Below are 14,830 nucleotides of genomic sequence, written 5' to 3' on the forward strand. Positions count from 1 at the left end.
GACATCCGTAACATTCAGTGGCCCGGCGCGCCCCGTTTCCTCTTCTCCGAAGTGGGCGGGCGCGCCGGCTCATGTCGTTGGCCTAAACTACCTCGGGGAGACAAAAAATCATGGCCCTGGACACGAAGCTCTGCACGTTCACAGGCCGCATGGTCATCGTTGGATTCGGTTCGATCGGCCAGGGTGTCTTGCCGCTGCTTCTCCGTCACATCGACGGACTTACGGCCGACCGAATCACCATCGTCACCGCCGAGGAGCGCGGACGGGAGGAGGCGGAGCTTTACGGCGTCGCGTTCCACAACAATCCGCTCGACAACGACAATTTCTTCCAGGTTCTGAAGCCGCTGATCGACAAGGGCGATTTCCTGGTCAACCTGTCGGTCGACGTGTCGTCGATCGCGCTGATCGAATTCTGCCAGCGGGTCGGCGCCTTCTACACCGACACCTGCACCGAACCGTGGGCCGGCGGCTATACCGATTCCAGCCTGTCGCCGTCGCTGCGCTCCAACTATGCGCTGCGCGAATCGGCGCTGGCGCTGCGCAGCCGCTATGAGAGCGGCCCGACCGCGTTGATCACCCATGGGGCGAATCCGGGTCTGGTTTCGCATTTCGTCAAGCAGGCGCTGCTGAACATCGCCGCCGACACCGGGGTCGAGACCGATGTCCCCACCGACCGCGACGGCTGGGGACGGCTGGCGCAGAAGCTGGGGATCAAGACCATCCATGTGGCGGAGCGCGACACCCAGGTGTCGAACCAGCCCAAGCAGATCGGCGAGTTCGTCAACACCTGGTCGATCGACGGGTTCGTCAGCGAAGGCTGCCAGCCGGCCGAACTCGGCTGGGGCACGCACGAGAGGCAGCTGCCGCCCGACGGCCGCCGGCACGAGTTCGGCTGCGACGCCGCTATCTATCTGATGCGGCCGGGCGCAGCCACCCGCGTGCGCACCTGGACCCCGCTGGAGGGGCCGTTCCACGGCTTCCTCATCACCCACAGCGAAGCGATCTCGATCTCCGACTATTTCACCGTGCGCGAGGGCGACACCGTCGTCTACCGCCCGACCTGCCACTATGCCTATCATCCGTGCGACGATGCGGTGATGTCGCTGCACGAACTGGCCGGCAAGAACTTCAACATCCAGGCCGAACAACGGCTGATGATGCACGAGATCACCGGCGGCATGGACGAGTTGGGCGTTCTGCTGATGGGGCATCCCAAGGGCGCCTACTGGTACGGCTCGCGGCTGGACATCGACACCGCGCGGTCGCTGGCCCCCTACAACAACGCCACCTCGCTGCAGGTGACCTCCACCGTCCTCGGGGGCATCGTCTGGGTGCTGGAGAACCCGAATCGGGGCTTGGTCGAACCGGACGAGGTGGACTTCCGCCGGGTGCTGGACATCGCCGACCCCTATCTCGGCGAGGTGGTCGGCGCCTATGGCGACTGGACGCCGCTGCAGGACCGCAATGTCCTGTTCCCCGAGGACATCGACGAGGATGACCCCTGGCAGTTCAAGAACTTCCGGGTCGTTTGAGAGAAATCGGATGAAGTGCCGCAGCCCCCGCCGCCCCATCGGCGGCGTCGGCTGCGGCAGTGCTGCCACAGGGCGCATGGCGACACGGTGACATTGCCCGCCGAAGGGCTTTGAAACCGTTGACTTGGGCTTTCGCTTCCCCCAATCGTTCAGCCATGCCCAAGCACGTCTCCCGGCGCGCCCGCGCCAAAGCTCCGACCGCCGCCACCCTCATCATGCGCTCCGGCATCGTCGGGCTCATGGTGACTTGCGGGATTGCCGTGGTGGATCTGGCCATTCCGGATCCGGCGAACGCCCAATCGCCCGCGACCCCGGTTCCGGGATCGAAGCCGGACGCCGCGGCCGTGCGGGGAGGCGCCGCCCAGGGAAACGCCACCGCCACCGCGTCCAAGCAGGAACCGGTCCTGCTGACCGCCGATCAGGTCACCTTCGACGAGGTGAACAGCGTCGTCACCGCCAGCGGCAATGTGGAGCTTGCGCAGGGCAAGCGCAGCGTCCGCGCCGACAAGATCACCTACAATCAAAAGACCAAGGTCGTCACCGCCACAGGCAAGATCCGCCTGGTGGAGCCGTCGGGCGACATCATCTTCGCCGATTATGCCGAACTGACCGACAACCTGAAGGACGTGTTCATCGAGAACATCCGCGTCCTGATGACCGACAACGGCCGCATGGCCGGCAACGAGGGCGAGCGGCGCGAGGGCCGGCTGACGCGCGTCAACCGCGGCGTCTACAGCCCTTGCGACCTGTGCAAGGAAGACCCGACCCGTCCGCCGCTGTGGCAGATCCGCGCCGTGCGCATCGTTCACGACAACGAGGAGCACGAGGTCCGCTACAAGGACGCGACGATGGAGATCTTCGGGATCCCCGTCGCCTACACGCCCTACCTGTCGCATCCCGATCCGTCGGTGGACCGCAAGAGCGGCTTCCTGACGCCGTCCTTCGGCAACAACTCCAATCTCGGCGCGATCCTCAAGACCCATTACTACTGGGACATCGCGCCGGACCAGGACGCCACCTTCGACCTGCATTACTACTCGCAGCAGGGGCCGCTGCTCGGCGGCCAGTACCGCAAGCGGTTCGAGAGCGGTCGCCTTGAACTGGAAGGCGCGATCACCCGCGGCGACGTGGCCAACACCACCATCGTGCCGAAGGAGACGCGCACCCGCGGCTATGTCGCGGCGCGCGGCCTGTTCGACATCGATGAGACATGGCGCGCCGGGTTCGACGTGAAGCGGGCCAGCGATCCGACCTTCCTGCGCCGCTATTACGATTTCCGCGAAGACTACTTGACCAGCAAGGCCTACGTGGAGGGCTTCCGCGGGCGGAACTATGCGGCGGTCACCGGCTACAGCTTCCAGGACATGCGGTACGGGAACACCGTTCCCGAGCCGGTCGCCCTGCCCTATGCGCAGTACAACGCGCTGGGCGAACCGGGCAGCCTGCTGGGCGGCCGCTGGTCGTTCGACACCAGCCTGCTGGCGGTGTCCCGCTTCAAGAATGCCGGCCCGGACACCCAGCGCTTCATGGCGCAGCCGGGGTGGGAGCGCAACATCGTCTCCAATGCCGGCTTCGTCACCACCCTGTCGGGCAGCGTGCTGGTCGCAGGCTATACGGCGCAACAGTTCAACACGGCCGACCCCACCACCCGCGGGAACGACAATGTCAGCCGCTTCCGCTTCTTCCCGCAGGGGCAGGCCACCGTCCGCTATCCGTTCGTCCGCTACGGCGAAAGCTCGTCCCAACTGGTGGAGCCGATCGGCCAGCTGACCTTCGCGCCGAAGCTGCCGAACGGCCGCGTCTTCCCGAACGAAGACAGCCTGGATGTCGAATTCGACGATGTGAACCTGCTGCAGCCCAACCGCTTCACCGGCATCGACCGGCTGGACGACGGCATGCGCTTCACCTATGGCCTGCGCACGGCGATCTACGGCCATACCCAGGGGTCGGCCAGTCTTTTCCTGGGCCAGAGCATCCGCCTGAACGACAGCAATGTCGGCTTCACCGGCGATTCCGGCCTGGAAGATCGGGTGTCCGACTATGTCGGCCGCCTGGACCTGCAGCCGGCCGACTGGCTGGACGTCAATTACGGTTTCCGTGTCGACCACGAGACCTTCCGTCCGCGCCGCCACTCGCTGAACGCGACGGCCGGCGTGCCGCTTCTGCGGCTGACGACCTCCTACACCTATGTCGACCAGACCACCGCGCGCAACGCGGTGACCCGCAACCGGGTGGAGCAGGCAAGCTTCGGGGTGTCGTCGCAGTTCACCGATTACTGGAGCCTGGGCGTCAGCCACACCCAGGCGATGGAGCCGCAGCCGGGTCCGCGCTCCAGCCTTGCCGTGCTGTCCTATTCCGACGAATGCCTGGTCTTCCAGACCATCGCGCGCCGCGATTACACCGTCAGCACGACCGGTGAGAAGGACGGCAACACCATCTTCTTCCGTCTGGTCTTCAAGAATGTCGGCGAGTTCAAGAGCCCCGGCATCAACGCCAGCTTCCTGGGCGGCGGTTCGGCCAACCAGTAAGCGCGGATCGGTGGGAAAAGGCGGCAATTACCGACGGCCAGGGGGTTGCATCCCTTGGCCGTTGCCGTTAGCCATTAACGCCCGACGAGACAGCCCGCCGCGACCGGAATCATGACCCTGGGACGTTACGACTACGAAAGACGCTACCGCAAACGCATGCGGGCCGGCGTGATCAAGTTCGCGCTGCTGGCGGCACTGGTGCTCGGTGTCGGGTTGTTTTCCTACCAGATGGGGATCGAGCAGCTGAAAGGCCGCGATGTCACCCTGAGGGAGGAGATCGCCACCCTGTCGCGCCAGAAGGCCGAGCTGGAGCTGCTGGCGAGCCAGATGCAGCACGCCGCCCGCACCGCCGAGGCGCGCGTGGCCGAACTGGAAGGCCGGCTGCAGCGCGAGGTGCCGACCGGCGACCTCGCCAAGCTGACCCAACTGGTTGCGGAGCGGCTGAAGGGTGGGCTGGACGCCAACCGCCTCGCCTTCGTCATTTCGCAGGCGCAGGTTCCGCGCAACTGCCAGCCGACCGACACCAAGCGCTTCACGCTCAGCACGCCGCTGCTGAAGGGCGGCGCTCGCGGCGTCACCTTCGGCAATGGCACCGTCACGGTCACCGGCGAGGGTCAGTCGGCCCACAACCCCCAGGGCAACGCCGAAAGCTGGTTCGATCCGGGCCAGCCGGTGACGATTCGCATCACCGGCATGGGCGGCAAGGGCACCACGGTCAGCGGCGTCCTGCCGCTGCACCAGTCGCTGGTGGTCGACAACAGCGAATACCGCTTCACCATCGCCGCCGCCCAGCGCTCCTTCGTCGAGGTCACCGCCGACCGCTGCGCCTATCCCTGAGGCGGGACAGCGAACCCGCGCGGCGGCTCGCCGCCGGCGTGGATGTCCCACATCGTGGCATAGGCCGCTTCGATGGACCGGGTGAAGCGGTCGGTGTCGAACAGCGGAGCGGTCACCCGCGCCTGCTCCAGCCGCAGCTTCAATGCCGCCAGTTCGGCAGGCTGCTCGGCCAAACGCCGCGCCGTCGCCTCATACGCATCCCAATCCGCCACAGCCAGCTCCGCCAATCCGACCGCGTGCAGCAGGCTGGCGGCCACCCGTCCGGCAAAGGAGCGGCCGAGGACCGTCAGCACCGGCAGGCCGGCCCACAGCGCGTCGCTCGACGTGGTGTGGGCGCCAACCGGGCTCGAATCGAGGAACAGGTCGGCCAGCCGGTGGCGCGCCAGATGCGCCGGACCCGGCAGGCGCGGGGCGAAGACCAGCCGCTCCGGCGCCAAGCCTCGCCCCGCCGCCGCCCGCCGCAGGTTGTCCGCGACCTCCGCCGGTCCTTCCAGCAGCCACAGCACCGATCCCGGAACGCGCTCCAGAATCCGGCACCAGCGGCCGAACAGCTCGGGACCGATCTTGTAGGATGCGTTGAAGGCGCAGAAGACCATCGCATCCTTGGGAAGCCCGCAGTCGGCGCGGGCAGGCACCGGACCGATGGCGCGCTTGCGGTCGTTCGGCTGGTAGCAGTCGGGCAGATGGACGATTCGCTCGCTGTAGAAGCGCTGATGGTCGGCCGGGACCACGATCGGATCGGCGATGACATAGTCGATGGCCGGGCTGCCCAGCGTGCCCGGATAGCCCAGCCACTGCGCCTGCAGCGGCGCCGGCCGATGGGCGGCAATGCCGGGGCGGGCGTTCTGGGTATGGCCCTTGAGGTCGACCAGGATGTCGATGCCGGCCTCGTGGATCAGGCCGGACGCCTGCTCGTCGGTCATGGCGTACAGGTCGATGAAGCGGTCGAACCCGGCGACCAGCCGGCGGCGCAGCGGGCCGCCGTCGTCGGGACCATAGGAACAGCCGACGATCTCGAAGCGGTCGCGGTCGTGCCGCTCGATCAGTTCGGCGATCAGAACCGCGGTCGCATGTTCGTGGAAATCGGCCGAGAGATAGCCGATGCGCAGCTTCGGTCCGCGGATGCTGCGGGTCGGAAATGCGGGCCGGATGCCGCGCGTCTTCCAGGTTGCATAGCGTTCGGCGCAGGCGCGCTCCAGCGCCGGTCCCGCCCCTTCGCCGAGGAAGATCCAGGGATGGACCTGCTGCGTCCGCCCCTCCCGCACCAACTCGACCAGCCTGCCCGACAGTGCGGTCAGCCCGTCCCAGCGGCAGAGGTGGCGGCGCTGCTGAACCAGCTGGGCAAGCACCCCGCCGACGTCGGGCAAACCGAGGCACAGCGCGCGTTCGAAGCCGACGATGCTCGCCGCGCCGTCTTCCGCCGTGCCGCCGCGCTGCCCGCGTTCCTTCAGCGTCAGGGCGAGGTTCGCCTGCCCCTCCGCCAGATCGGGTCGCAGGCTGAGGCAGGCGCGGAATGCCGCGACGGCGCTGTCCAGGTCACCGCGGTCGCGGTGGAGGGCGGCCAGAGCCAGCCGGGCCGGCACCAGGGTAGCGTCGAGCGCAAGAGCCCGCCGCAACGCCGCCTCGGCCTCGTCGAGCCGGCCGAGGTCGCGCAGCAGGACGCCCTGGTTGCAGGGGGCGGGCGCGAATTGCGGCATCAGTCGGGCCGCCTCGCCATAGGCCGCCGCCGCCTCCGCCGGACGGCCGAGCGCCTGCAGGGTCACGCCCCAGTTGTAATGGTTGCCGCCGAAATCGGGCAGCCATGCCAGCGCCTTGCGGTGATGCGATTCCGCTTCCGCAAGGCGGCCCTGGCGCCGCAACGCCTCGCCGAGGTTGGAGCGGGCAACGGCCTCTTCCGGTGTGCCGGCCTGACCCAACGTGTCGAGGGCCGAGAACAGGGCCGACATCAGCGCACCGTCGCCGGGCTTGCCGGCCAGACGGCGGCGCAGATCGGCGACGGCGCGGTGACCGGGCAGAGACGCGGAGGTCACTTGCGCTGCCACTGGCCCGCGGCGGTCATCACGAACTGGCCGGCCGGGGTACGCTCGATCAACTGCTGGCCGGCCACGGCCTGGACCTTGTCCAGCGCCGTGCCGTTGCCCTTGGCGATTTCCTGATAGCGGGCAAGACGCTGGGCGTTCACCTGCTGCGCCAGCGCCTGGGCCGAGGCCGGCGCGCCAGGGACGACGCCGACCAGACCGTCGGGACGCTCGCCCACCTGGCCGGCGGCCTTGGCGGCGGCCAGCGCATCCTGCGCCAGGGCCAGTTGCGGCAGGGCGGACACCAGCAGACCGGTGGCCAGCGCGGATAGCGCGAGCCGATTGAAGCGGCGGCGGCTGATGGGATCGGTCTTCATCACTTCTTCCCCTTCGTGGAAGAGGTCGTGGAGTCGGTTGGCAGGCCGAACAGGGCGGGATCGTTGCGGATGGCGTCGTCGACGTCGCGTTCCAGCTTGACCCGCACCTCCTGCTCGATCCGGACGTTCAGGTTGATCTCGATGGGCTTGTCGGGCGCTTCGATCTTCACCGTCGGGGAGCAGGCGGCAGCGGCGGCCGAGATCAGCAGAGCAGCCGCGAGGGCCCCAGGTGGAATTTTGGCAGGTCGGATTTTGGTCTGCATAATGGCGGTCAGGGGTCCTTCTGGTCGAAGCCGGTCATCCGGTCCCGCAGCGTGTCGGGGATCCGGTAGACGTCGAGGTTCTGGCGCAGAATCCGGTCGAGCGCGCCGGACAGCTTAAGGTTAAGCGCAACCGGATAGCCATCGTAGAATGACGGGTTCGACCCGCGCAGCGAGAAGCCGGCGTTGAGTTCGCCGCCGGCCTGCCCGTCGATGGTGATCCGCAGGGTGTCGTAATGGAAGTCGGTCAGCGCCCCCATCAGCATGGCGGTCGGGCTGCCCTCCTCCCCCTTCATGGCCGGTGGCGGCTTGTCCGGGTCGTAGCGCAGTGTGCCGGGACCGGCCGATTCGAGAACGCCGCCGTCGATTGTCACCTTATCGCCGGCGAACACCACCGGCAGGGATCCTGCCAGCTTGCCACTGGCCGCCAGCCCGTCGACGGCGATCAGGTCCAGCAGCTTGGCGGCATCGATGCCGTCGGCATGCAGGGTGACCCGCCCCTTGGGCTTCTCGGGCGACAGCGCGAACGGGTCGGCGCGCAGAAGGCCGCCGGCCCAGTTCCATTCCGCCCTGTCCACATCCAGCCGCCCGTCGCGGCCATAGCCGAACAGCAGCGTGCCGTCGGTCAGCGGAATGCCGACATCCAGCAAACCGATGGTCAGCTTCTGCCCGTCCGGAATCACCGGTGGCGACAGGCTGGACATTGCGATGCTGCCGCTGACCCCAGCGACGGTCACCGGCCCGGCGGCCCCGGCAAGCCCCTTCACCACCGCCTGTCCGGCCGTGGTCACGCCCTTCGCCGTCAAAGCGACCGTCGCCTTGCCCGACAGAGTGCCTGAGGCCTTCTCCAGGAAGGTCGCGGCGAGCGGCGAAACGGCGGCGAGGCCGGGGCCATCGGGGGCAAGGCGGAACGGCTTCGCCGCCACCTGCAGCGTGCCGGTGCCGGCGATCTGGTCGTAGGTGCCGTCGAGCGTGAGGGAGAGGAGCCCGTTCGCGCCCTTTGCGGTGCCGTCGATCGCCCATGGCCCCTGCCCTGCCTGCACCGCCCGCACCGTGACGGCCAGCGGCACGACGGGCGCCGGCTTGGCGGTGTTGGTCAGTCGCCCGACCACGGCATCAGCACGCCGGCCGTCGCCGTCCTGTTCAAGCCGCAGCGCGACCTTTTCGGCGCGCAGTCCGCTGGCGGGGGCTTCGAGACGCGGCGCCTGCAACTCCGCCATGATCGTCATGGCGTCGGGAGACCAGCGCACGAGCACGGCTTCCCCCACCGGACACAGCGTCGCCCCCTGCGGCAGGCCGAGCGGCTGCCCGGCGACCGTGAGCCGTTCCGCCTTGGCCGGCAGGCAGCCGGCGGGAACGACGGTCACTGCGCCGCCGTCCATCCCGACCACCAGCGCGCCGGACAGCGTCACGCGCCCCGACATCGGCAGGTCGAGCGCCGGGGCCGCCGCCTCCAGCGGGCCGCTGTCGACGGCGAACTCCAGCCGCAGGCCGCGCCAGCCATCGGCGATGCGCAGGCTGGTGACGGTCATCGCAGCCCCGGTGAAGCCGGCATCGCGCAAGGTCTGCGTGGCCATCCCGCCGATCAGCGCCGGACCGGCCAGGATCGCGCCGCCCAGCCCGACCACGGCAAGCGTGACCGTGACCGCCACCGTGCCGGCTATCGCCCGTCCCAGCCTCAAGCCCATGCCCTTTCCGTAAAATTCCGTCATGACCGGCATGCCACGTCCATGTCCGGATGAACACCCGGACGAGTGGCTGTCATCCGTGACTTTTGGCGGAGACTTTCGGCGGATCGCCATCCCCGCCAGCGCGGCTTTGCATTCGGACGCTTTTCCCCTATGGTCCGGGGCGCGGATTTCGGCTCATCGGAGTGTTTCGCATGAAGCGGTGGACCCGCGCGTTGCTGGCGGCCCTGTTCGCCACAATCTTCACTGTCTCGTTCTTTACAGTTTCTCAAGGGGAGGCGAAGGCCTTGGATCCGGAAAACACCATTTACCTCGACCTGAAGGACGGTCGCGTGGTGATCGAACTGCGGCCCGACCTGGCGCCGAACCACGTCGCCCGCATCAAGGAACTGACCCGCCAGGGCTTCTATAACGGCGTCGTCTTCCACCGCGTCATCGACGGCTTCATGGCCCAGACCGGCGACCCGACCGGCACCGGCATGGGCGGCTCCGGCAAGAAGCTGAAGGCCGAATTCTCCAGCGCTCCGCACATCCGCGGCACCCTGTCGATGGCCCGCGCCCAGGATCCGGACAGCGCCGACAGCCAGTTCTTCATCTGCTTCGCCCCGTCCCAGTTCCTGGACCGCCAGTACACCGTCTGGGGCCGCGTGGTCGAGGGCATGGAATTCGTCGACATGATCAAGAAGGGCAGCCAGTCCCGCAACGGACAGGTCACCGACCCGGACAAGATCATCAAGATGCAGGTCGCGGCCGACGTGAAGTAACGTCTCCTCGGCAGCCGTTCAGGGAAAGGGGGACCGGTGCGCCGGTCCCTTTTTTCTTGGCACTGGTTTTCGTCCGTCAACCGCCGGCCAGCGCATTGGTCATGGCGCGCAGCAGATCCTTCATCGATTGCGGCCGGTCCTGCCAGCGCATGGCCAGCCCGGACAGCAGCACCTTCTCGAATCCGGGGGCCAGCGCCACGCCCAGCTCGGACGGCTTCGGCACCTTGTCGTTCATGAAACGGGAGGTGGCGTCGGGAGGAGTGCGGCCGGTCAGCGCCAGATAGATCGTGGCGCAGAGCGCATAGACGTCCGACCAGGGCCCCTGCCGCCCTTCGTTGGAATATTGCTCCGGCGGGGCGTAGCCGGGCTTTAGGATCACGGTCAGGCCGGCGCCCGGACGGGCTGTCTGCCTCGCGGCACCGAAATCAAGCAGCTTGCGGTCGCCGGCGTTGGTCAGGAAGATGTTGTCCGGGCTGATGTCGCGGTGGATCAGTCCCTGCTCGTGAATAGCCTGCAGCGCCTTGGCGATCGGCATCACCACCGACAGCGTCCGCTTCACGTCGATCCGGCCGCCACAGTCGGCCAGATATTTCTTCATGGTGCGGCCTTCCAGCAGCTCCATGACCAGATAAGCGGTGGCGTTCTCTTCGAAGAAATCCTGGATGCCGACGATCTCGCGCACGTCGCGCAGGCGGGCGAGCGTCCGCGCCTCTTCCAGGAACTTGGCGAGGCCGGCGGCGAAGGTCTCGGCATGCTCGTCGGAGAAGGGGGAGACGGCGGCGGCGTTGGGAACGCGGGAGATCAGGTTGGATGGATAATATTCCTTGATCGCCACCTTCACCTGCAGCCGGTCGTCCCATCCCAGATAGGTGGCGCCGAACCCGCCCTGCCCCAGCACGCGCCCGGCACGGTAGCGGCCATGCAGCAGCGTCCCCGGCACCAGATGCACGCCCGGCCGGTTGTCCGATTTCGCCGGGAAACCGCAAGCGCCGCAGATCTCCGTCCGGCCTTTTGCGGAATAGCAGCTTGGGCATAGTTTCGCCGTGTCGTCGGTGACCACGGGGTTGGCGCCGGCCGCACCGCGCTGCTGGCTGGCCGGATGAAGAATTGTCTCGGCATTGCGAACCGCCCTGGACGGCGGTGGCGCCACCTCCACGGTGGCCGGCAGAGCGGGCGGCAATACGGGGGGCAGAACGGGCGGCGGGGCGGGCGCGGTCGCCATCTGGCGCAGACGATCCAGCAGTTCCAGCAGCCTGCGCACCTCCGCCTGGGCGACCTCGCTTTCGGGCTGGGCGAGTTCGGCCTGGAATTGCGGCTGACGGACGATTTCCAGGATGTGCTGGCGCATCAGCGGCAGGGCGCCGTCCTCGCGGATCAGGCCGGAACAGGCGACCTCCGCCAGCCGGACGGTGCGGCGGCGCAGGACCGGTTCCACCTGCTTCAGGCGAACGGCGAGCTGTCCGGTCTTCACGAAATCGTCGACCGCGCGTTCGGCGCGTCCGGCGATCCGCTCGCAGGCGTCCGCCGGCAGCGGCGCGGTGCGGATCGCCGCCAGCGCGCGGACGAAAGCGCGTTCCAGCAGGGCCGTGTCCGGCGTCTGCACCAGCATGTTCTCGATCAGCAGCTCGTTGCAGACCGCCGCATCGAGGGACGCGAGGATCTCGTCGGCATGGCGCTCGGCGGCCGGCACGGCGGCGATCCGGGTCAGGTAATGGATGCGGCAGATCAGGTCCGATTGCCCTTCGCCCATCCCGATGATGGAGCGGCGGTAGGCGCTGGCCCCTCCCTGCTCCAGCCGGCGCGAGTAGCGGACGGTCAGCGCATCGGCCATCGCCGCACCGCCGACCAGCCCGTCGCGGGTCAGCAAATGCCCGACCAGCGTCTTCAGCATCTCCGCCTCCTGGTCGAAGGCGCCACGGCCCAGCGGCTGGGGTGCCTTCAACTGGCGACGGATGCGGTCGAGCACCGCGGCCTTCGCATGGGGCAGCTTGCCCTGGCGGAACAGGGCGTTCAGCACACCGATGCGGTTCGGCCCCATGGCCTCCATGCCGATGCGGCCGAACAGCATGTCGCAGAGGGTGGACAGCAGCGTTCCGGGCAGCAGATTGGTTCCGAACAGGTCAGACCCGGCGGCGGTGGAGGCCAGGACGTCGCCGATAACTCCGTCGACGGCCGCCGACAGCCGCTCGTCCCGGTCCCACTGGTGCAGTTCGAGGAGACGGTCCAGCTTGCCGTTCCAGCTCTTGATCTCCACCAGTTCCAGGGCGATGGCGACGCGCTGGTCATACTCCGCATCTCCGGTGGGAGTCCTGGCCCCCTGGGAGAGCAGCCAGTCCACCGGCTTGCGGCCGCGCGGCATGGCGGCGAAGGCGGCCTGGGCGGCGCGCGCCTTGGCCCAGCTTTCATCCACCGCGGCGCGGATGGCGCGTTTGCGCGTCTGCTGCTCCTGCCCCGGCGCGCGGGCCTGGGCCGCCGCGACCTTGCTCAGGGCCGCTTCGATCAATGTCCCCTGTTCCAGACAGGCTTTCAGCGGCTTGGCGAGATGGATCACTTCCGTCGGGGTCAGGAACAGCGGGTCCAGGTACGACCGCAGCACCGTGCCGATCACCAGCCGGGCCGGCAGCGCGTGGTAGTCCGGCAGCGAATCGCACGGCTCCACCTCGTCGAGCGTGGCCATGGCCGACGACGAAGTCGGCATCGCGCGGCTGAGTTGGGGAGTGGACACTCCGGGCCTTTCCTGGACGTGACGGACTGCGCAGCCGGGCTGCAACACCGGCGCCACTTCCGCGTTGTCGATACAACCGGCATTCCGCATCCGCCGGGGAGCGGTGCCGGACGGGCATCGTCGCGCAACGAGGGTAAATGACGAGTGTACGATACCCACATTTTTCGACAAAAACAGATGAACTGTGTCAGCGTCGAGGCAGCGGGCGCTTTGCCGGCGGCGGTCGTTTCCTTCGGCCTTCGCATGTGCGATAAGAGTCGGGACGCCGACGATGGGAGAAACGCATGATCCGGACGGGCACCATCATCGCGTTGCGGCACGGGCCGATGACAATCACCGCGGCCCCCCGGTGCGGCGGCTCGCTGGCGAGTTGGAGCCTGTCCACCGCCGATGGCCCGGTCGAGCTTTTCCGGCGGGCCTCCGACCGCGCGCTGGCCGGCAATTTCGCCCCGGACATGGCCTGTTTCCCGCTGGTCCCCTTTTCCAACCGCATCGGCGGCGGCCGGTTCGTCTTCCAGGGCCGGGAGGTCGTGCTCGCCACCGATCCCGGATCGCCCCACCGGATCCACGGCCATGGCTGGTCATCCCCCTGGAGCGTGGAGGCCGCCACCGATGACGCCCTGCGCATGGGCTTCGCCCACCGGGCCGACGACTGGCCCTGGAGCTATCGCGCGGCGCAGACGGTGGCGCTGGACGGCGAAGGGCTGACCGTCACGCTCGACCTCATCAACGACTCGGACAGCGACATGCCGGCCGGGCTGGGGCTGCATCCCTATCTGGTCAGGTCGCCGGGCAGCCGCGTGACCGCCGCTGTCCAGACGGTCTGGGAGAACGACGACACCATTCTGCCCTGCCGGAATCGCCCGGTGCCCGCCGCCTGGGATTTCCGCCATGGCGTTACCATGGACCATGTGGCTCTGGACAACGGCTTCACCGGCTGGAACGGCTCCGCGACGCTGGACCGCCCGCGCGAGCGGCTGCGCCTGACCATGCTGGCCGACGGTCCGGCCGGACACCTGATCGTCTACGCCCCGCCCGGCGAACCCTATCTATGCCTGGAGCCGGTCACCCACATGACCGATGCGCTGAACCGTCCGCAGGTACCCGATGCCGGGGTGATCGCCCTGCCACCGGGGGAGCGGCTGTCGATGACCGTGCGTTTCCTCGTGTCACGATCCTAGAGCGCCGCCCTTCGTACCGAGTTCACGAGCAAGGCCGATGAAGGCCCTGAAGGCGGCCGACGGGTTTCGCCGTCCGGAATAGTAGAGGCAGAGCCCGGAACGCGGCGGCGTCCAGTCATCGAGCACGCGAACGAGACGCCCCGCCTGTATGTCGGCCCGCACGTCCGGTTCCATGAAGAAGCCGAGGCCTACGCCTTCGAGGACGGCGATTCGCGCCAGACTGGCCTCGTCCAGCGTGATCGGTCCATTTACCTCGATCTGTGCCGACTGCCCGTCCTTCTCGAACTGCCACCGGAATAGCGCTCCGTTCGGCAGACGGACACGAATGCAGGGATGAACGAGCAGGTCAGGCGGCAGGCGCGGCCGCTCATGCGCCGCGAAATATGCCGGCGACCCGACGACCGCATAACGCTGCGGCCGACCCAGGGGAACCGCGATCATGTCGCTCGGTACGAGGTCTGCCGCACGCACACCAAGGTCGAACCCCTCGGCGACGATATCCACCAGCCGCCCTTCGGTGACGAGGTCGACATGGACCTGCGGATGACGGCGCAGGAACTCCAGCACCAGCGGCGAGAGGAGTTCGCGCGCTGCTGTGGCGAAGGCATTGATGCGAAGTGTGCCCGACGGAATCATCTGCTGCGACCGCACGGCTTCCAGGGCACCGTGGACATCCTGCAATGCCGGGCCAACCTGCTCGATGAACACCCGCCCGGCATCGGTGAGAGAGACGCTCCGCGTCGTCCGGTTGAACAGGCGAACGCCAAGGCCCGCTTCGAGTTTTCCGATGGCATTGCTGAGCGCCGTCGTCGACATACCCAGGTCGAGCGCCGCTGCGCGAAAGGTGCCCCGTCGCGCAATGGCGATGACCGCATCCAGATCGTTCAGTTCAGCCTCGCGCATTGTCCCGCCAATCGAAA

At 67.9% G+C, this 14,830-nt stretch carries 11 protein-coding genes; 5 read left to right on the forward strand and 6 right to left on the reverse strand.

Annotation, left to right across the window (positions count from 1 at the left end):
- Positions 1-110 precede the first annotated feature (110 nt).
- From FZ938_RS01920 to FZ938_RS01930, 3 genes are all read left to right on the forward strand, one after another.
- Complete coding sequence (locus FZ938_RS01920; RefSeq protein WP_149197014.1) at positions 111-1,532, forward strand: homospermidine synthase; 1,422 nt, start codon at positions 111-113, stop codon at positions 1,530-1,532.
- A gap of 155 nt (positions 1,533-1,687) precedes the next feature.
- Positions 1,688-4,060 (forward strand): LPS-assembly protein LptD, encoded by a 2,373-nt coding sequence (locus FZ938_RS01925; RefSeq protein WP_149197015.1) that lies wholly within the window; start codon positions 1,688-1,690, stop codon positions 4,058-4,060.
- Between the two features lie 111 nt (positions 4,061-4,171).
- The gene (locus FZ938_RS01930; protein WP_149197016.1) at positions 4,172-4,897 is read left to right on the forward strand and encodes a hypothetical protein; all 726 of its coding nucleotides are present in this window, start codon (positions 4,172-4,174) and stop codon (positions 4,895-4,897) included.
- On the opposite strand, the gene FZ938_RS01935 is transcribed toward FZ938_RS01930, so the two are convergent.
- Genes FZ938_RS01935 through FZ938_RS01950 form a run of 4 tightly spaced genes read right to left on the reverse strand, consistent with a single transcriptional unit; the run spans position 4,888 to position 9,273 of the window.
- Positions 4,888-6,927, reverse strand: coding sequence for an O-linked N-acetylglucosamine transferase, SPINDLY family protein (locus tag FZ938_RS01935; RefSeq protein ID WP_246457426.1), 2,040 nt, complete (start codon positions 6,925-6,927; stop codon positions 4,888-4,890). The genes FZ938_RS01930 and FZ938_RS01935 overlap by 10 nt on opposite strands.
- On the reverse strand, positions 6,924-7,292 hold the full coding sequence (locus FZ938_RS01940; protein ID WP_149197017.1) for a YdbL family probable chaperone protein: 369 nt from the start codon (positions 7,290-7,292) through the stop codon (positions 6,924-6,926). Before FZ938_RS01940 ends, FZ938_RS01935 begins: the two co-directional genes overlap by 4 nt.
- Positions 7,292-7,555 (reverse strand): YnbE family lipoprotein, encoded by a 264-nt coding sequence (locus tag FZ938_RS01945; protein WP_149197018.1) that lies wholly within the window; start codon positions 7,553-7,555, stop codon positions 7,292-7,294. The genes FZ938_RS01940 and FZ938_RS01945 overlap by 1 nt, the downstream gene beginning before the upstream one ends.
- 8 nt (positions 7,556-7,563) lie before the next feature.
- Entirely contained in the window at positions 7,564-9,273 is a 1,710-nt protein-coding gene (locus tag FZ938_RS01950) for an intermembrane phospholipid transport YdbH family protein (protein ID WP_246457427.1), read from the reverse strand.
- A 161-nt stretch (positions 9,274-9,434) separates the two neighbouring features.
- On the opposite strand from FZ938_RS01950, the gene FZ938_RS01955 reads away from it, so the two are divergent.
- Positions 9,435-10,004 (forward strand): peptidylprolyl isomerase, encoded by a 570-nt coding sequence (locus FZ938_RS01955; protein ID WP_012974050.1) that lies wholly within the window; start codon positions 9,435-9,437, stop codon positions 10,002-10,004.
- A gap of 76 nt (positions 10,005-10,080) precedes the next feature.
- Here FZ938_RS01955 and FZ938_RS01960 read toward each other — a convergent pair whose 3' ends face one another.
- Complete coding sequence (locus FZ938_RS01960) at positions 10,081-12,729, reverse strand: serine/threonine-protein kinase (protein ID WP_246457428.1); 2,649 nt, start codon at positions 12,727-12,729, stop codon at positions 10,081-10,083.
- A 284-nt stretch (positions 12,730-13,013) separates the two neighbouring features.
- Here FZ938_RS01960 and FZ938_RS01965 point away from each other — a divergent pair, with 284 nt between their 5' ends.
- The gene (locus FZ938_RS01965) at positions 13,014-13,910 is read left to right on the forward strand and encodes an aldose 1-epimerase (RefSeq protein ID WP_149197019.1); all 897 of its coding nucleotides are present in this window, start codon (positions 13,014-13,016) and stop codon (positions 13,908-13,910) included.
- On the opposite strand, the gene FZ938_RS01970 is transcribed toward FZ938_RS01965, so the two are convergent.
- On the reverse strand, positions 13,899-14,813 hold the full coding sequence (locus tag FZ938_RS01970; RefSeq protein WP_149197020.1) for a LysR family transcriptional regulator: 915 nt from the start codon (positions 14,811-14,813) through the stop codon (positions 13,899-13,901). The two genes, FZ938_RS01965 and FZ938_RS01970, sit on opposite strands and share 12 nt — an antisense overlap.
- Positions 14,814-14,830: the final 17 nt, after the last annotated feature.

It is taken from the genome of Azospirillum oryzae (assembly GCF_008364795.1).
Classification (GTDB): Bacteria; Pseudomonadota; Alphaproteobacteria; order Azospirillales; family Azospirillaceae; genus Azospirillum; species Azospirillum oryzae.

Coding starts and splice junctions, on each gene's coding strand:
- FZ938_RS01940 (WP_149197017.1), bottom strand. CDS start 7,292: ATGAAGACCGATCCCATCAGCCGCCGCCGCTTCAATCGGCTCGCGCTA.
- FZ938_RS01970 (WP_149197020.1), bottom strand. CDS start 14,813: ATGCGCGAGGCTGAACTGAACGATCTGGATGCGGTCATCGCCATTGCG.
- FZ938_RS01950 (WP_246457427.1), bottom strand. CDS start 9,273: ATGCCGGTCATGACGGAATTTTACGGAAAGGGCATGGGCTTGAGGCTG.
- FZ938_RS01965 (WP_149197019.1), top strand. CDS start 13,014: ATGATCCGGACGGGCACCATCATCGCGTTGCGGCACGGGCCGATGACA.
- FZ938_RS01945 (WP_149197018.1), bottom strand. CDS start 7,555: ATGCAGACCAAAATCCGACCTGCCAAAATTCCACCTGGGGCCCTCGCG.
- FZ938_RS01930 (WP_149197016.1), top strand. CDS start 4,172: ATGACCCTGGGACGTTACGACTACGAAAGACGCTACCGCAAACGCATG.
- FZ938_RS01920 (WP_149197014.1), top strand. CDS start 111: ATGGCCCTGGACACGAAGCTCTGCACGTTCACAGGCCGCATGGTCATC.
- FZ938_RS01925 (WP_149197015.1), top strand. CDS start 1,688: ATGCCCAAGCACGTCTCCCGGCGCGCCCGCGCCAAAGCTCCGACCGCC.
- FZ938_RS01955 (WP_012974050.1), top strand. CDS start 9,435: ATGAAGCGGTGGACCCGCGCGTTGCTGGCGGCCCTGTTCGCCACAATC.